Annotated in this window: 16 protein-coding genes and 1 tRNA gene; 8 read left to right on the forward strand and 9 right to left on the reverse strand. The window is 69.2% G+C overall.

From position 1 onward, the window contains the following. The first annotated feature begins 39 nt into the window (after positions 1-39). The gene (locus tag IM25_RS10725) at positions 40-717 is read left to right on the forward strand and encodes a response regulator transcription factor (RefSeq protein ID WP_033096754.1); all 678 of its coding nucleotides are present in this window, start codon (positions 40-42) and stop codon (positions 715-717) included. 453 nt (positions 718-1170) lie between these two features. Here the strand turns inward: IM25_RS10725 and IM25_RS10730 are convergent, their stop codons facing one another. Beyond that, positions 1171-1593 carry a hypothetical protein gene (locus IM25_RS10730; RefSeq protein WP_033096753.1) on the reverse strand — a complete coding sequence of 141 codons (423 nt, stop codon included), beginning with the start codon at positions 1591-1593 and terminating at the stop codon, positions 1171-1173. 29 nt (positions 1594-1622) lie between these two features. On the opposite strand from IM25_RS10730, the gene IM25_RS25440 reads away from it, so the two are divergent. Further along, positions 1623-3536, forward strand: coding sequence for an ATP-binding protein (locus IM25_RS25440; RefSeq protein WP_157126946.1), 1914 nt, complete (start codon positions 1623-1625; stop codon positions 3534-3536). Between the two features lie 11 nt (positions 3537-3547). After that, positions 3548-3877 (forward strand): YnfA family protein, encoded by a 330-nt coding sequence (locus IM25_RS10740; RefSeq protein WP_006551592.1) that lies wholly within the window; start codon positions 3548-3550, stop codon positions 3875-3877. Between the two features lie 68 nt (positions 3878-3945). Here IM25_RS10740 and IM25_RS10745 read toward each other — a convergent pair whose 3' ends face one another. From IM25_RS10745 to IM25_RS10755, 3 genes are all read right to left on the reverse strand, one after another. Further along, positions 3946-4398: a hypothetical protein gene (locus IM25_RS10745; RefSeq protein ID WP_033096752.1), complete on the reverse strand. Its 453-nt coding sequence runs from the start codon at positions 4396-4398 to the stop codon at positions 3946-3948. Between the two features lie 94 nt (positions 4399-4492). Next, entirely contained in the window at positions 4493-5113 is a 621-nt protein-coding gene (locus tag IM25_RS10750) for an amidohydrolase family protein (RefSeq protein ID WP_033096751.1), read from the reverse strand. 55 nt (positions 5114-5168) lie between these two features. Further along, positions 5169-6152 carry a helix-turn-helix transcriptional regulator gene (locus IM25_RS10755; protein WP_033096750.1) on the reverse strand — a complete coding sequence of 328 codons (984 nt, stop codon included), beginning with the start codon at positions 6150-6152 and terminating at the stop codon, positions 5169-5171. 99 nt (positions 6153-6251) lie between these two features. Between IM25_RS10755 and IM25_RS10760 the strand changes: the two genes are divergently transcribed. Next, positions 6252-6623, forward strand: a complete 372-nt coding sequence (locus IM25_RS10760; protein WP_231913151.1) for a VOC family protein — start codon at positions 6252-6254, stop codon at positions 6621-6623. 21 nt (positions 6624-6644) lie between these two features. Here the strand turns inward: IM25_RS10760 and IM25_RS10765 are convergent, their stop codons facing one another. Both IM25_RS10765 and IM25_RS10770 read right to left on the reverse strand, forming a co-directional pair. Beyond that, positions 6645-7460 (reverse strand): DUF5602 domain-containing protein, encoded by an 816-nt coding sequence (locus IM25_RS10765; RefSeq protein ID WP_019289869.1) that lies wholly within the window; start codon positions 7458-7460, stop codon positions 6645-6647. A 170-nt stretch (positions 7461-7630) separates the two neighbouring features. Next, a tRNA-Arg gene (locus IM25_RS10770) sits at positions 7631-7703 on the reverse strand. A gap of 236 nt (positions 7704-7939) precedes the next feature. On the opposite strand from IM25_RS10770, the gene IM25_RS10775 reads away from it, so the two are divergent. Next, on the forward strand, positions 7940-8761 hold the full coding sequence (locus IM25_RS10775; RefSeq protein WP_033096748.1) for a M23 family metallopeptidase: 822 nt from the start codon (positions 7940-7942) through the stop codon (positions 8759-8761). A 109-nt stretch (positions 8762-8870) separates the two neighbouring features. Next, positions 8871-10379 carry a glutamate-cysteine ligase family protein gene (locus IM25_RS10780; RefSeq protein ID WP_033096747.1) on the forward strand — a complete coding sequence of 503 codons (1509 nt, stop codon included), beginning with the start codon at positions 8871-8873 and terminating at the stop codon, positions 10377-10379. Between the two features lie 5 nt (positions 10380-10384). Here the strand turns inward: IM25_RS10780 and IM25_RS10785 are convergent, their stop codons facing one another. From IM25_RS10785 to IM25_RS10795, 3 genes are all read right to left on the reverse strand, one after another. Further along, positions 10385-12697 (reverse strand): M28 family peptidase, encoded by a 2313-nt coding sequence (locus IM25_RS10785; RefSeq protein ID WP_065996029.1) that lies wholly within the window; start codon positions 12695-12697, stop codon positions 10385-10387. A 74-nt stretch (positions 12698-12771) separates the two neighbouring features. Next, on the reverse strand, positions 12772-13995 hold the full coding sequence (locus IM25_RS10790; protein WP_065996030.1) for a globin domain-containing protein: 1224 nt from the start codon (positions 13993-13995) through the stop codon (positions 12772-12774). Positions 13996-14049: 54 nt separating this feature from the next. Beyond that, complete coding sequence (locus IM25_RS10795) at positions 14050-14493, reverse strand: RrF2 family transcriptional regulator (RefSeq protein ID WP_065996031.1); 444 nt, start codon at positions 14491-14493, stop codon at positions 14050-14052. Between the two features lie 146 nt (positions 14494-14639). Here IM25_RS10795 and IM25_RS10800 point away from each other — a divergent pair, with 146 nt between their 5' ends. Both IM25_RS10800 and IM25_RS10805 read left to right on the forward strand, forming a co-directional pair. Next, complete coding sequence (locus tag IM25_RS10800; protein ID WP_006551569.1) at positions 14640-15548, forward strand: universal stress protein; 909 nt, start codon at positions 14640-14642, stop codon at positions 15546-15548. Positions 15549-15621: 73 nt separating this feature from the next. Beyond that, positions 15622-16662 carry an LLM class F420-dependent oxidoreductase gene (locus IM25_RS10805; protein WP_006551568.1) on the forward strand — a complete coding sequence of 347 codons (1041 nt, stop codon included), beginning with the start codon at positions 15622-15624 and terminating at the stop codon, positions 16660-16662. Positions 16663-16677: the final 15 nt, after the last annotated feature.

The following is a 16677-nucleotide window of genomic DNA, read 5'->3' on the forward strand; positions in this document are numbered from 1 at the left end:
CGTTCGAAGTCGGGTGATCGGGCATTAGGGGAGGCATCAATGGCCGAGGGCTCGCGTGGCGTCGTCCGTCGGATCGGTTTGGTCGAGGATCACGAGTCGGTCGCGCTCGGGTTCGCAGCGATGCTCGCCGATCAACCCGATCTCGAGCTCGCAGGTACCGCCACCACCGTCTCGGGTCTGCTCGAGCAGCTCACCGACCTCGACCTCGCCGTTCTCGACCTGCGCCTGTCCGACGGATCCTCCCCGAAGAGCAACGTCGAGCAGCTGCGCGCGGCGGGCCTCGAGACCCTGGTCTTCACCGGCGCCGAGAACCCGTATCTGCTGCGTTCGGCCGCCCGCGCCGGTGTGCTCGGGGTGGTGCGGAAATCCGAGCCCGCGGCCGTGGTGATCGAGGCGATCCGCGTGGCCGCCGCCGGAGGGCAGGTCGCCAGCACCGAGTGGGCCGCGGCGATCGACGGTGATCCCGAACTCGACGATGTCGGCCTGAGTCCGCGACAGCTCGAAGTGCTCGAACTGTATGCGTCGGGGGAGAAGCTCGACCGGGTCGCCCGGCTGACGGGTCTCGCTCCGCAGACCGTCAACGACTACCTGCTGCGGATCCGCCAGAAGTACGCGGAGGCAGGTCGTCCCGCACCCACGAAGACGGATCTGTACAAACGTGCCGTCGAGGACGGGTGGCTGCCGATGCCCGAACGGTCGGATGTCCGCCGTCGCTGACGAGCCGGCCGGGGACACCGGGGAGAAGTCGCACGATCGCAGCACGGCGGCTGCCGACCGACTTCTCCGGATGTTCGCGCGATTCGTCGCGATCGGATATCTCTGCTACTTCGCGTTGCTCGTGCCGGAGATCCTCGAAGTGTCGGCACTCGTCGCGTGGTGGTGGACTCCCACCGCGGCCGTCCTCATGTTCGGATCCGGGGTCGCGCTCGGCTTCGCCTCGTTCCGCGGCACGGTGTGGATGCAGCGGACCGCGACCGTCAATGCGCTCGCCTACGTCGTGATGGTCGCATTGTGGTTCGTGGCGTGGAACGGGACGCAGATCCCGCAGGACCAGTCGTTGTGGTTCACCGCCTTTCCCGGCCTCGCGTCGCTCGCGGCGGCGGTCGCGTGGAGACCCCGGCGGGCGTTCGTCCACATGATCCTCGTGGTTCTGCTCGCGCAGTGCGCGAATCACCTCGCCCGCGACGCCCCCTTCGGATACTTCCTGGCACCCGACCTGGCGTTCGCGTTCGTCTTCTGCACGGTCTTCCTCGCGGCCGCGGTGGTGGGACTCGGCACCGGCCGCACCCTCGACGAGACCATCGCTGCCACCCAGGCCACGGCGGCCGCCGCGGCCGCCGCGGCCGCAGCGGAAGCACGGAACGCCGAGCGCGCACGGTTCGATGCCCTGGTCCACGACCGCGTGATGTCCACCCTGCTGGCGGTGTCACGCAACGCACCCCGAGAGTCGCTCGTCGAGCAGGCCGAACGAGCGGTCGCCGAACTCGACGAGTTGCGGCGCGGCACCGATCGGGAGTCGGCGCTCGACGCCGCCGCGGTCGTGGCGCGGCTCCGATCGGCGGCGACCGAGGCCGACGAGGATGTCGTCTTCACCGGCTGTGTCGCCCCGGGATCCGGCGACGTTGCGTTCCCACCCGAACCCGCGCGCGCGACCGCCGCTGCCCTCGCCGAGGCGGTACGCAACACTGTCCGCGGCGGCAGCGTGGCGGCCGCGGACGGCGCTCGCCTACCTCACGGTGGTGGTGCTCGTCGTCCAGACCACCAACTATCTGCTGGTGAACACCACGACGGGATACCGCTTCGTCCCGGAACTCGCGTTCGCGCTCATGTTCTGCGGGGTCTTCGCCGCCGCGGCGATCGTCGCCTTCCGCACGGGCGACGTCCTCGATTCCACCGTCGCGGCCACGGAGAAATCCGTCGTCGCAGCAGCGGCGGCCGCGGCCAGGACGGTCGAACGCGAGCGGTTCGACGCACTCGTCCACGACCGGGTGATGTCCACCCTGCTCGCCTCGGGTCGCGGCGCATCCGACGGTCCCGTCGCGGCCCAGGCCCGTCGTGCGCTGGAGATGTTCGACTCCCTGCGGCGCGGCGACGACACCGAGAGCAGCTTCGACGCCGACCGGGTGGCAGCCCAGTTCCGCTCGGCAGCCTCCGAGGTCGACGAGGACGTCGAGTTCACGACCACGACGAGCACCGATGCCGGACCGCACTACCCGGCCGACGTGATCAGAGCGGTCGCAGCCGCACTGGCCGAGGCCGTGCGGAACAGCGTGCGCCACGCCGGCCCGGGCACGCAGCGGGCCGTGCACGTCGACCTCGGGCCCGGATCGGTCCGGGTGGTCGTCCGCGACGACGGCCACGGATTCGACCCCGCCCAGATCGACCCCTACCGGATGGGCATCCGCGCGAGCATCCACGGACGCATGCGCGGCATGGCCGGGGGGCGACTCGGAGATCACCTCGGGTCCCGCGGGCACGACGGTGACGCTGCACTGGTGCGATCCGGCCGAGCGTCGCGCGCCGTGACCGCCGAACCGACCCGCGACGTGCGCGACCTGCTGGGGATGCGCACCACGGCCGCACGTGTACTCGTGAGCCTCTACGCCCTCGTCTGCCTCGTGCTGGCGGCGTTCGGAGCCGAACACACGTCCGCGAGCTGGCCCCCCGCCCTCGCCGTGCTCGTGTGTACGTTCGCGGCGTTCACCCTCATCACCGTTCCGGGCGACCCGCTGCCGATGCCGGCGACGATCCTGCTCGCCGCCACCGGGACGGTCTCCTCGGCGCTCGTGTTCTCGGTGCTGCCGGTGCCGTCTCCGGGAGGCATCGCGACCTGGCCGCTCGGGATGTCCACGGTCGTCTTCACCTTCATGTGCGTGCGCGGACGCACCCTCGCGGCGTGGATCGGGTTGGCCTGCATGATCGCGACCGCGACCTTCTGGACCTACGCCACCGGGCAGGGGATCGGCCCCGGCCTGTCGCTGTCGGTCGTCAACGCAGCGCCGGTCCTCATGTCCACCTTCTTCGCCTTCACCCTGCGACCCCTCGCCGGATCCATCTACCTGCTGCGTGCGATGTCGTTGCAGCGCAGCGCAGAACAGGCGGCCTCGGCTGCAGCGCTCGAGGAGCGCGACGCGCAGCTCGACCGGCTCGACTCCCTGGCCCGGCCCCTGCTCGAACGCATCGCGACCGGGGAGCTGCTCGACGCGGGGGAGCGGCGCACCGGTGTGCTGCTCGAAGCACGTCTGCGGGACGGGCTTCGAGCGCCGGCCCTGCAGGACCCCCAGGTCGTCGAGGCGGCCGACGCCGCGCGCCGACGAGGCGTGGACGTGGTGATGCTCGACGATCACGGCCTGGACGGGGTACACCCCGACGAACAGGCCCGCCTCCGCCGTGCGGTCGCCGACGAACTCGACTCGGTGTCACACGGTTCCGTCACGGTGCGGGTCCTGCCCCCGGGACGCCGGGCCCTCGTGACGATCCTCGTGCGCGGGGACTCCGTGCGCCGCATCGAGCTGGGCAAGGCGTCGCAGGGTTAGAGTCACACCTCGTGACCGTGCTGAAGTCGTTGCTGCTGTTCGCCGTTGCCGCCCTGTTCGAGATCGGTGGCGCGTGGCTGGTGTGGCAGGGCGTGCGCGAACACCGCGGCTGGATCTGGATGGGGTTGGGCGTGATCGCTCTCGGCGCTTACGGTTTCGTCGCCACACTCCAGCCCGACGCGAACTTCGGTCGCATCCTCGCGGCGTACGGCGGTGTGTTCGTGGCGGGTTCCCTGGTGTGGGGCATGGTGATGGACGGCTTCCGGCCGGATCGGTGGGATGTCGCGGGCGCGCTCGTATGCCTCGCCGGCGTCGCCATCATCATGTATTCACCCAGGTGACGACGCATCCGGCACCACCTCGGTGACGAGGCATACGGCACAACTCGGCCGGATGCCTCGTCCGGGCGTCACGGCACCACGACGCTGCCGACTGCGGGGGTCGAGTTGCACAGCGGTCCACTGCCGAGATTCACCGAACCGAAGACCGTCGCCACGACCTCGCCCGGACCGGTGTCGACCAGGGTCGACAGGTTCGGGTACGCACCGACCAGATCGACGATGCCGGTGCGGCCGTTGTTGCGGTTGAGCCATGCGACGCTGACCTGCCCCGCTGCCGGGACCGGCCACAGGGCCTCCCGTGTGGAGAACAGGACGTGGCCGCCGGGGATGCCCTCGTCCGGTCCGGGTTGCGCCGTGACCGAGGTGAACGACGCCAGGCTGCCCTGGTTGATGCAGCCGATGGTGATCGCCGTGCCCAGAGGCTGAGGGGGTGCAGCGGTGGCCACACCGGTGAATGCGATTGCGGCGGCGACGGGTGCCGCCAGGGCGAGAACTCGACGTGGAATTCGCAGTGCAGGCATGGTGCTGCTCCTCGGAAAGGGAAGGTCACGTCCGGGAGCCGACCGCAGCGAGGAATACCGCGGCGCGTCCCGCGCACCGATGACGTGCGTGAGTCTATCGAGACACCGAAGACCCAGGAGCGGTTTCGGTCTCGATCCGATACAGCTCGGAAGCACTGCGGCGCAGTACCGCGTCGGAGAGCTCGTCGCCGAACACGTCCTCGACGAGGGTGATGTCGCTGTCCCGGAACGGTCGCGGTGCCCGCGTCGACGGCAGGTCGGTGCCGAACACGAGTGCCCCGGGATTCACATCGGCAACGGCGCGAAGCGCGTCGGCCACCGGGAGATCGACGCGCCCGAACCCTGTTGCCTTCACGTGGATCCCGCTCTCCACCAGCCGCAACAGTGACGGCAAGCCGTCCTGCGACAGTCCCAGGTGGTCGACGGAGACGGCGGGCAGTGCCGCGATCGTGGTGTGCAGCTCGGCCAGATCGCGCGAATCGATGTACAACTCGGCGTGCCAGCCGACGAAAGTGGGCCCGAGCCGGTCGAGCGCATCGAGGAGATAGCCGTGGTCGAAAGCCTGGAACGACCCCGACACCACCGCGCCACCGGTGACACCCAGATGCGCGACCCGCGCGAGATAGTCGTCGACGGTGCACGGTTCGGGCAGATAGCCGTCGTTCTCGACGAGGGGGAAACGCGGATCGATGATGTGCAGGTGGGCGTCGAACATCTCCCCACGATAGGAAGCCCGGTCCGAGCGGAACAGGGTTCGGATCAGCGGGAGTTCACTCGCGGCGGCGATGCGCGGTGTGACGGCGGAGGAGGGATTCGGCCAGTTCCGCCACGAGGTTCCGTGCCTCGGGTGGCCCGACGATCTCGAGGTGCTCACCGAACTGCAGCAGTTGCCGCACACCGTCGATCGAGTCGTAGGCCACCGTGATCCGCGAGACGTCCGGTCGCGGCCCTGCGGTGCTCCCGCGCAGGCGGGCACCGAGGATGCGCCGGGCGAGATCGAGGCGGTTCGCCGCGAGATCGGCGGTGACGACGACGTCCTCGCGTCGTTCGAGTGCGTCGCCGAGTTCGCGTGCCAGCGCGGGCAGGGTGCGGCCGGGGGACAGGCGGCGCGGCCGGTCGAGCACTGTCCACGCACTCAGGCGGGTCAGTGCGAACAGTCGTGGTCGCCCCTCGTCGTCCGCCACGAGATACCAACGGCCGGCGCGGGAGAGCACACCGTAGGGATCGACGACGATCTCGCGTTCGCCGCGGTGCCCGCTCGACCGGTACGTGATGGCGAGTTGCCGTCCGCGCCGCAGGTCGCGGGTGAGGGCAGCGACGTCGGCCCGGTCCTCGGTGGCGAACCATCCCCGATTGTCGACGGTGACCACCTCGGTCAGTGGCAGCAGGTCGTTCTCGCGTGCGGTGGAGGGCGTGCGCCGGGCGCGTGCGGTGAGCTTGTGGACGGCGTCCCGCGCGGCGGCGTCGACACCGAGTTGGCGGGCCCGGCCCATGTCGACACCCAGGGCGCGCAGGACATCCACCTCGGACGCGTTGAGCCGGTTCAGGTCGGTCTGCCGGCCAGGGAGCATCACGATGCCGCCGTACCTGCCGCGTTCGGCGACCACCGGAAGGTCCGCAGCAGCAAGCGTTTCCACATCGCGCAACACGGTGCGCTCGGAGACGCCGAACTCCTCCGCGAGTTCGGCGGCCGTGACCCGGCTGCGGGCCTGCAGGACGACCAGCATGCTCAGCAACCGCTGCGGCCGGTTCATCGGATGCGCGATTTCCTTTCGAAAACACGACAGGAACTGTCGGGTTTCGGTGTCACGGTAGTCCTCGAAGCCTTCACCGCCTACCGGAAGGAGGGACCGATGACCGTGTCGTCGCCCAACCTGTTCCTGATCTACGTGACCGACGTCGAACGCGCGACCCGCTTCTACAGCGACCTGTTCGCCATGACCCCGCAGATGACGACCCCGCGCTACGTCTCCTTCGAAGTGGCGCCGGGAGTGCTGTTCGCACTGTGGTCGGGTCGCGCGGAGACCGTGGATGCGACCGCTCCGCGGTTCTCCGAGGTGGGCCTGATGGTGCCGGGCTCGACCGCCGCCGTCGATGCGATCCACGACGAGTGGGCCGGTAAGGGGGTGACGGTCGTGGAGGCGCCGCACGACGAGGTGTTCGGGCGGACGTTCGTGGTCTCGGACCCGGACGGGAACCTCATCCGCGTCTCCCCGCTGGACTGAGCCTCCGCTCGACCGACCGGCCTACGACGCCTCGCGCATCGTGAGCCCACCGAGTTCGACCGTGTACGTCTGCGACGCCTCGTCCCACCACACGGAGTAGGTGGTGGGGTAGAGGCCCTCGCGGTGGTACGCCTCGGGCAGACGGAGTTCCTCGTGGTGCGCCGGCCGCGTCGCGAGCCACTCCCGGCTCAGCATGGGTTCGATGAACGCCTGCCGTCCGTCCCACGTGCCGTAGAGCACGGTCTCGGTGAGGTGGTGTCCCGCCGCCGGATCGTGCTCCGACTCGGTGGTGTCCACCCAGTGCAGTCCCATGCCCGCGACGGTCGACGTCAGCGGATCCCCGGACGGTGCGTACCCCTCCGGTATGTAACGCGGGTCGGGCACGCGGGCCGCGGCCGGGATGTAGCCGGGGGCGAAGGGATGGATCGACTCCACCGTGGGCCGATCCAGGAGATAGAAGTGGACGTCGAAGTGCGGGACGTCGAAGCCGTGCTGGGGGTCGTGGCCGTGCGAGTTCCAGTCGACCGTGACGTGGTCGAACGCGGTGGCGGCCGCCTCCTCGGGCAACTCGAGCACGTAGGCCTCGGTGACCGGCAGCAGCGCACCGGGCAGGTCGTCGAGGGCCGCCGCATCGAGTCGCACCCCGATGGTGGCCGGCGTGCCCGCCTCGTCGACGGTGACGTACGTGCGGGCGTTGCCCGCCCCGACGGGATGAGCGGGTCCTTCGACCAGGCCGGAGACTCCCCCGGCTCCTGCGGGTGCAGGAGTGACGAACAATCCGAGGACCGCCGCCGAGACGATCACGGCGAGATGTCGGGCACGAGGCCGAATGTCCATGCGGGGTCCTCGATTTCCGTCGTCGTCGAGCGGCGTCGTTGTGGATGCTAACTGTCGCGCGAACGGTGGAGGGCTGACTAGATCGAACTGTGATGCGTGGACGGGACGGTGCCCGTGACGTTCCGGGGGTGGGGTCCGGGAGTGCTCGCGGAGCCGGCGGACCCGATGTGTGCCCCCGGCAGGATTCGAACCTGCGACACCCGCTTTAGGAGAGCGGTGCTCTATCCCCTGAGCTACGGAGGCGTCCGGCCGGGCGAAGCCGACCTTGGCGCGTTGTGAGTGTAGCCGCCGGGCGCGTGCCGTAACCAAGCGCCCGTTCTCTAGGCTCTCGGGGCCGGGCGTACGACCTGCATGTTCCCGCCGATTGAGATCAAGGAAAGGTAACACTGGCCTTTCCCTATACCGTTTTGTTACCTTGGGTCGCCAGGAGCGGCCGGGGGGATACCCGGTCGAAGTCGGGACGAAACAAGGGACACACTGTGGGACGCCATCAGCGCACACGCGAAGACGAAGCATTCGACCTCGAGACGATTGGCGCGCCCTTCTCCGGCAAGGGCCGTCACCGCGTAGAACCCACCGGTACGTCCGCTCCGGTCAAGGCCGCCACCGTCGCCGCTGCCACGGGCGCCTTCTTCGCCGTCGGCTCGCAGATCGGCGCCGGCACCGCTGCCGCGCATCCCGGCCACGACCACGTCCAGGCCGAGGCCCCCGCGCCCAGCCTGCCCTTCGAGCTCCCCGCGGGCCTGCTGCCCGAGGGTGTCGAGATCCCGGCCATCCCCGGCATCACCACCCCGGCCGAGCAGGACGCACCCGAGCTTCCGGCCGAGGTCACCGGCTTCCTCGATCAGTTCTCGGGTCCCAGCTGGCTCGACCAGCTCAACCCGGCTTCTCCCTCCGCCGTCCAGCCCGTCTCCGGCACCCTCACCTCCGACTGGGGTCCGCGCTGGGGCGCCCACCACGGCGGCATCGACATCGCAGCCCCGATCGGAACGCCCATCAAGTCCGCGGCCAACGGCACGGTCCTCGACGCCGGACCGGCTTCCGGCTTCGGCCAGTGGGTCCGCGTCCTCAACGACGACGGCACCACCGCCGTCTACGGTCACGTGAGCACCTACCAGGTCTCGGCGGGTCAGCGTGTCAACGCCGGCCAGCAGATCGCCACCGTCGGCAACGAGGGCTGGTCCACCGGACCGCACCTGCACTTCGAGGTCTGGGACACCGAAGGAACCAAGATCAACCCCAACGCGTGGCTGAGCGATCGCGGCGTCGTCACCGACTGGGGCGGCTACCGCGCCGTCTGATCCCACCGCAGTGTTCGATCCCACCCGACGGCACGCCGTCGATCCCACCGCCAGCATGAGCGCGCGCTAGGCTTGGCTCGACAGACCGCGCGCCGACCCGGGGGTTCCATTGGGAGCTGAGATATCCGCACGTTCGTTCACCGGGGAAGACCGGCGGATGTTCCGGAGCAAGGTTCGCGACTGCATGAAGGCGCTCGAGCGGATGCTTCGAGAGGACGTCTTCGTCGACGTGCACTCGTCACCCGAACCGCATCTCGGCATGGAGATCGAGTTCAACCTCGTCCGCGACGACATGTCGCCCGCGATGTCGAACCTCGAGGTACTCCAGGCGATCGACGATCACGCGGTCTTCCAGACCGAACTCGGCCAGTTCAACGTCGAGATGAACGTCGAGCCACGACGTCTCACCGGCGACGAACCCTTCGAACTCGAAGAGTCGCTGCGGTCGTCGCTGCGGCGCGCCGACGAGCGGATGCACCTGCACGACGCGCAGCTGGTCATGATCGGCATGCTGCCCACGCTCGAACTCGACGATCTCGAACGGGGCCGGATCACCGCCAATCCCCGCTACGAAGCGCTCAACGAGCAGATCTTCGCGGCGCGCGGCGAGGACATCGAACTCGATCTCGACGGTGTGCCGTTGCCCGGCACTGATGTCGTGGAAACCCTTCGTGCAGACATGAATTCGGTGGTCCCCGAGGCTGCCTGCACGTCCCTGCAGCTGCACCTGCGGATCGCCCCCGAAGATTTCGCGACGCACTGGAACGCCGCCCAGTGCCTGGCCGGAGCGCAGGTCGCGCTCGCGGCGAACTCGCCCTTCCTCGCCGGCAAGGCGCTGTGGCACGAGAGCCGGATCCCGTTGTTCGCGCAGGCCACTGATACGCGTCCGCTCGAACTGCGGAACCAGGGTGTCCGTCCCCGCGTGTGGTTCGGTGAGCGGTGGATCGACTCCGTCCTCGACCTGTTCGAGGAGAACTCCCACTACTTCACGGCTCTCCTTCCGGAGGTCTCGGACGTCGATCCGATGGCCGAACTCGACGCCGGCCGGATTCCCGAACTGCGCGAACTGCAGATGCACAACGGCACCATCTACCGGTGGAACCGGCCCGTCTACGACATCAGCGACGGCCATCCGCACCTGCGCGTCGAGAACCGTGTGCTCCCTGCAGGACCGACCGTCCTCGACACCATGGCCAACGCCGCCTTCTACTACGGGACGCTGCGCGCCCTCACCGACGCCGACGAGCCGCTCTGGCGCGACCTCAGCTTCGACGCCGCCGAGCGGAACCTCGTGCTCGGTGCGAAGTTCGGTCTCGACGCGAAGCTGTACTGGCCGCGCACCGGATGGGTCGGCGCCGACGAACTCGTGCTGCGGTGCCTGTTGCCGCTTGCGCACCAGGGCCTCGAGGCATACGGACTGTCGGCGGCGGTCCGCGACCGCTATCTCGGCATCGTCGAGGGGCGTGCACTGACCCGGCAGACCGGGGCGGCGTGGCAACGACGGCAGGTGGCCCGACGCGAGGCTGCCGGCGAGAACCGTCGCACCGCCCTGCTCGGGATGATGAAGGACTACGTGCAGAACATGGCCTCGGGTACTCCCGCTCACGAGTGGGAGTGACGGCCCTACAGTTGTAGGGTCCGCGTCACGGCCACCGTCGGCTGGACGACGACGCGATCCGCGGGTGGCTCGAAGCCGGCTACTTCGCCGAGATCGTCACCGAGATCGGCGACGCGGACGCCTAGGCGGCTCTCGAGCATGCTCAACGTCAGCTCGACCTCGATCCCGTCGGCGCCGGGAGCCCAGAACAGGAAACCGAAGTCGTCGGACGGTTCGGCGCGGAAGCCGTCCACCGTCGCGCCGTGGACGTGGGCGGTGGTGTTGTCGATCCACAACCCGACAGCCTGGGCGTTCCTCGGTGAGCTCAACCGCAGTCGTATCTTCCGGGCGCTTCCGCCGGTCGTGTCCTCGAGGATCTCGACCTCGGGCGCCTCGAGGTCGGCGACCGGAGCGGGCCCGTGGTACATCGGCCGGTACTCCCGCCACGGGAAGGCGGTGGGGAGCGATTCGGGACCGGTGGTGAGCAGCCCTTCGCTCCAGTCGGATCTCGGGCCGTCCGGCGATCCCCACACCGCGGCACCCCGATCGGCGTCGAGCGAGTACCAAAGGTATTCCTGCCGGGGATCGGTCGCCCCGTCCCGGTTGAGGTAGCCGGCGAGCAGCGTGCCCACCACGACGATCGCGATCGTGCCGGTCGCGGAGACGACGAGCCCGCGGGTGGTCGACGCGAACGGCTCGCACAGCGGGAGTACCGCGGCGAACGTGAATGCGACGAACAGACCGGCCACCGGTGCCCCGTAGAGGAGTCCGGCGTCGAACGACACCAACACGGCGGGCAGGCCGAAGATCAGCGACCCGAGCGCGCCCAGCGTGATCGCGACGAGCGGCCACACCGTGTCGCGTTGCGGAAGGAGCAGCGCCACCAGCAGACCCAGCGCCGCCGGCAGGATGAGTACGAGCATTGTCAGAGGCACACCGGCGAAGGGGATGCCGGCGAGCGCGAGCAGCGCGACGAGCGTGAACGCTCCGCACGTGAGCGCGGCGGCCGGACGGCCGCGACCCCACCACGATCGCGCGACCAGCAGGACGCCGAGGGCCGCGACGACCGCCGCGAACTGGAAGACACCCGGCCGGTAGGGCTCGTCGGCGACCGGCGCGGCCATGCCCGGATCGACGGTCTGCACGATCCACCACGGCAGCCACGCTGCGCCCGCCGCGAGCACGGCGGCGAGCAGGGCCACGGCCACGGCCGCGCCGACCTGCCAGGCAGACGTCTCGCCGCGGCGCACCTGCAGTACGACGATCGCCCCCACGATTCCGGCCAGCGTGATCGCCCCGACGATCTCGGCCCAGCGCGGAATGTGGAGAAGTCCCCAGGGCGCGGTCGTCACGACCTGGTCGCCGCCGTCGCCGACGGTCGTGAGATCGGATCCGGCGAGCGTGCGGGCGGTCGTGAGGGAGGTGTCGCCCATGTGTTGCAGCGACGTCCGGCTGAGACGGTCGGGGGTGTCGAGAGGGCTGTGGTAGTACGCCGAGCCCGCGGAGATCGCGGTGTCGAGGGCGTGGTGGCCGTGTTCGGCGAAGCGTCGGAAATCGGTGTCGTTCGGCAGTGCCTCGAAGATCAGCTCGGTGAGGGAGTCGGCGTTCGCTCCCGGCGCTCCCGCAAGGCTGTCGATCAGGACGCCGTTCGGTGAGGTGATCCGGAAGGTCGTCGGAGTACCGGCGTTTCCGCGCGCCTCGTGGTTGAGCACGACGACGGGACCGGCCCGCACCGACTCCGTGCCCACGAACCGGTGGGCGCCGAGCAGACCGTTCTCCTCACCGTCGGTGAGCAGGACGACGACGTCGTTCCGTGGGGGAGGACCGGAATCGATGGCACGCGCGACCTCGAGGACCGTGCCGACGCCGATCCCGTCGTCGCCCGCGCGGGGGGAGCCCCGGACCGTGTCGTAGTGCGCGGCGAGCACGACGGTGCCGGTGGGGTCGGTACCGTCCCGGGTCGCCACGATGTTCTGCACGCGGGCGCCGCGCTGGGTGGCCTCACCGGACCGCGCCATCCATCCGACGCCGGAGTCGACGCGGGTGGACCACCCGAGTTCCTCGAGGACGGCGACGAGATGGTCGCGGGCATCGGCGTGGGCGGTCGATCCGAGCGGCCGTGGGCCGGTGGCGATCGCGTCGATGTGTTCGCCGGCGCGGGCGGCGCTGAAGACGTCGGCGGGGGCGTCGGTTCCGAGCGGCTCGTCGGACCCGGGGAACAGGGCGACGAGGCCCGCCACGAGGAGGACTCCGATCAGTGCGAGGACACGGCTACCCAGTGCCGTGAATCGGCTGCGCGGGGACCGGGCCGGGTGGCGAACAGCCGCGGCGGAGTCCATGGGTGCAGCCTAGCCGCGAATGCAGCGGTGCCCCGGCAGACTCGGCCGGGGCACCACGATCGGATCGGGTCGGATCAGGAGGCAGGCGCCCAGCTGTCGGGCCCGAACACCTCGTAGTGGATGTTCTCGGCCGGGACGTTGCGCTCGATCAGGGCCTCGCGCAGCGAGAGCATGAACGGCAGCGGGCCGCACAGGTAGGCCTGGGTCTTCGGATCGAGCGGCAGATCGGAGATGTCGGCACGTCCGACGCGGACCGTCTCGAGCGGCCGGCGGTTGCCGAGGTCCTCGTACCAGCGGTACAGCTGGGCCGACGGGATCTTCTCGGCAAGGGTCTCGAGCTCGCGGCGGTGGGCGTGGCTCGCGACCGACCGGTCGGCGTGCAGGACCGCGACGGGACGCTCGTCGCCGACGCCGGCGAGATGATCGAGCATGCCGATCATCGGGGTGCATCCGATGCCGGCGGACGCCAACAGGATCGGGGTGTCGTCCTCGGTGAGTACGAGATCGCCGAAGGGAGTGGTGACTTCCAGCTCGTCGCCCTCGAAGACGTTGTTGTACAGGAAGTTCGACACCTCACCGGCGGGAAGCACGGTGCCGTCGGGTGCGGTGGTCTCCAGGACCCGCTTGACGGTGATACGCCAGTCGCCCTTCGCGGGTGCGCTCGACAGGCTGTACTGACGGATCTGGCGGGCGCCGTCGGGGAGGCGGACGCCGACCGAGAGGGACTGGCCCGGACGGAAGGTGGGCAGCGGGGAACCGTCGAGCGAGGTGAGCACGAACGAGACGGTGTCGGCGGACTGGTGGACGCGGTCGGCGACGCGGACGGTGCGCCAGACGTCGCCGGCCTCGACACCTGCGGCCCGGTACAGATCGGCCTCCATCGAGATGAGGGTATTGGCCATCAGCCAGTACAGCTCGTCCCACGCCTTCGCGACTTCCGGAGTCACTGCCTCTCCGAGGATTTCGACGATCGCCTCGAAGAGGTGCTTGTGGACGATCCAGTACTCGTCGGGCTTGATGCCGAGCGAGGCGTGCTTGTGGGCGATGCGGGACAGGATCGCCTCGACACGGGCGGGATCGGGATCGAGCTGGAGCGTCGCGAAGGCCGCGATCGATCCGGCGAGTGCCTTCTGCTGCTCACCCTGCTTCTGGTTGCCGCGGTTGAACAGATCGCGTTCGAGCTCGGGATGGGCGGCGAACATCTTGCTATAGAACAACGGGGTGATGTCGCCGATGGCGGCTCCCACCGCCGGGAGGGTCGCGGCGATGACGTCCTTGGATTCGGGTGAGAGCGGCATGGTGTGTCTCCTCGTGTGTGTCGTGACGGGCTGCACCGGCAGCCTCGCCGTGGGTCAGCGGCCGGTGGGTGGTTCGAGGGTGAGCAGGACCGGACCGGCGTCAGGGGTCGCCAGGTCGGCGATCGTGACGTCGTCGAGAGCGGCGTAGAAGGCGTCCTGTGCGGTACGCAGCTTCGAGCGCAGGGTGCAGCCGTGACGCAGGGGGCACGGCTTCGCTCCTTCGCACTCGACGACTTCTTCTTCACCTTCGAGGGCTCGGGTGAGCCATCCGAGGCTCGCCGTGCGGCCGAGTTCGGTGACGGTCAGGCCTCCGCCGCGTCCGCGGCGGGGGGCCACCACCCCGAGCTCGCCGAGTCGGGCGACGACCTTCGTCGTATGTGCGTACGACAGATCGAGCTGGTTTGCAATCGTTCTGGTACCGGGCATACTCCCCGCCGGGCCGGCGACGAGATGCATCACAACTCTCAGTCCGAGATCGGTGAACCGGGTGAGTTGCATGGCCCTACGCTAGTAAATTCGCATTCGCGATGACAATTTTATGTGACGCACATCGCTGTCGATGGAATGCATTGCCACCGAAGGAATCCCGATGTGATGACCAAAGTCCGTATCCGGACGTACCGGATCCGACTAGCCTCACGGACGTGAAACCTCTCGGTGAAGCACCCCGCGACCACAACCACGTAACCGTCGGTGCCGACGGTTCCCCGGCCTCCGAGCGGGCGGTGAGGTGGGCTGCCGCCACCGCGGCCGGCCGGAAGATCCCACTGCATCTCGTCCACGCGGTGGACTTCGCACCCTCGGGTTGGACGAAACTTCCCTTCTTCCGCCCCTCGCAGGTCTTCGAATGGAGCGAGGCCGAGGCTCAGGCACTCCTGAAGGAGGCTGCAGAGACCGCCGAGGCGGTGGCGCCGGACCTCGAGATCACCGCCGAGCTCGCCCTCACCGGAAGCGCCAAGTGGCTCGTCGAACTGTCCCGCACGTCGCGCATGATCGTCCTCGGGGCCACCGGCAGCACCAAGATGGGGGAGGCCTTCCTCGGTTCCACCCCGGTCTCCGTCGCCGGTCATGCCGAATGCCCGGTCGTCGTGGTGCGAGGACCGGAAGGGCCCGTCCCCGACGAGCGACCCGTCGTCGTCGGCGTGGACGGCAGCCCCGCGAGCCGCCAAGCGGTCGATCTGGCGTTCGAGGAGGCATCCTGGCGCAGGGTCGACCTCGTCGCCGTCCACGTCTGGAGCGACCTGAAAGTCGGGGAGATCGACGAGTCGCCCCTCGACTTCGATCCCCGCGCGTTCGAGGAGTACGAGCACTCCCTGCTGTCCGAGTGCCTCGCGGGCTACGGCGAGCGCTATCCGGACGTGACGGTCCACCGGAAGGTCTACGTCGACGGCCCCCGCGCCCATCTGCAGTCCTGGAGCGAGAAAGCCCAGCTCGTCGTGGTAGGGACTCGCGGCAGGGGAGGCTTCAAGGGGATGGTGCTCGGTTCTACCGGAAACGCGCTCATGCGCGAGGCGCGCTGCCCGGTGATGGTGGTGCGACCGGTCACCTCCTGACGGCGGTAGTGTGCGGGGCACATGGACGATCGCGCCCCCGAACGGGGGTGTGCAGCAGGGACGAAGGTGGCGCATGCGCATCGGGATGGGACTGAACTACAGCGGAGGTTTCGCGGAGACCGCGGCGGAGGTGGCCGACCTGGAGAAGGCCGGCCTCGACATCGTGTTCGTACCCGAGGCCTATTCGTTCGATGCGGTGAGTCAGCTCGGCTATCTGGCGGCGAAGACCTCCCGGGTCGAACTCGCCTCCGGCATCCTCCAGTTGTTCACCCGGACACCGACGCTCACCGCCATGACGGCGGCCGGTCTGGACTTCGTCTCCGACGGCCGATTCGTGCTCGGTGTCGGCGCGTCGGGCCCTCAGGTCATCGAAGGTTTCCACGGCGTTCCCTACAACGCGCCGCTGGGTCGCACCCGCGAGATCGTCGACATCTGCCGGCAGGTGTGGCGCCGCGAGAAGGTGGACCACCAGGGCAAGTACTACCAGATCCCGCTGCCCGAAGACCGCGGCACCGGACTCGGCAAGCCGCTGAAGATCATCAACAAGCCTGTGCGCGAACGTATCCCGATCATCATCGCGTCGCTCGGCCCGAAGAACGTCGAGATGACCGCCGAGATCGCCGAGGGCTGGCAGCCGCTGTTCTATTACCCGGAGAAGGCCGCCGACGTGTGGGGCGAATCGATCGCGAAGGGCAAGGCCAAGCGCGATCCCGCACTCGGCGACCTGCAGATCTACGCGCAGACCCCGCTCGCCATCGGCGACGACGTCGACCACATGCTCGACTGGGTCCGGCCCATGGTCGCGCTGTACGTCGGCGGCATGGGCGCCAAGGGCAAGAACTTCTACAACGACCTCGCGATCCGCTACGGCTACGCGAAGGAAGCCGAGACCATCCAGGAGCTCTACCTGGCCGGCAAGAAGGAGGAGGCGGCCGCGGCGGTGCCCGTCGAACTGCTCCGCTCGATCTCCCTGATCGGTTCGGAGGGCTTCGTGCGGGAGCGAGTCGCTGCCTTCGCGGAGGCCGGGGTCACCACCCTCAACGTCACCCCCTTCGCGGCCGACACCGCAGGTCGTGTGCGACTGATCGAACAGCTGCGGCAGATCTGCGGCTGACCCACCGAGAAAGGT

The sequence above is a fragment of the Rhodococcus sp. p52 genome, assembly GCF_000763325.2.
Classification (GTDB): domain Bacteria; phylum Actinomycetota; class Actinomycetes; order Mycobacteriales; family Mycobacteriaceae; genus Rhodococcus; species Rhodococcus pyridinivorans.

Bases quoted from the DNA above. Each gene is read 5' to 3' on its own strand.
- IM25_RS10760 (WP_231913151.1), top strand. From the start codon at position 6,252: ATGACCGTGTCGTCGCCCAACCTGTTCCTGATCTACGTGACCGACGTC.
- IM25_RS10725 (WP_033096754.1), top strand. From the start codon at position 40: ATGGCCGAGGGCTCGCGTGGCGTCGTCCGTCGGATCGGTTTGGTCGAG.
- IM25_RS10765 (WP_019289869.1), bottom strand. From the start codon at position 7,460: ATGGACATTCGGCCTCGTGCCCGACATCTCGCCGTGATCGTCTCGGCG.
- IM25_RS10790 (WP_065996030.1), bottom strand. From the start codon at position 13,995: ATGCCGCTCTCACCCGAATCCAAGGACGTCATCGCCGCGACCCTCCCG.
- IM25_RS10755 (WP_033096750.1), bottom strand. From the start codon at position 6,152: ATGAACCGGCCGCAGCGGTTGCTGAGCATGCTGGTCGTCCTGCAGGCC.
- IM25_RS10745 (WP_033096752.1), bottom strand. From the start codon at position 4,398: ATGCCTGCACTGCGAATTCCACGTCGAGTTCTCGCCCTGGCGGCACCC.
- IM25_RS10750 (WP_033096751.1), bottom strand. From the start codon at position 5,113: ATGTTCGACGCCCACCTGCACATCATCGATCCGCGTTTCCCCCTCGTC.
- IM25_RS10785 (WP_065996029.1), bottom strand. From the start codon at position 12,697: ATGGACTCCGCCGCGGCTGTTCGCCACCCGGCCCGGTCCCCGCGCAGC.
- IM25_RS10805 (WP_006551568.1), top strand. From the start codon at position 15,622: ATGCGCATCGGGATGGGACTGAACTACAGCGGAGGTTTCGCGGAGACC.
- IM25_RS10795 (WP_065996031.1), bottom strand. From the start codon at position 14,493: ATGCAACTCACCCGGTTCACCGATCTCGGACTGAGAGTTGTGATGCAT.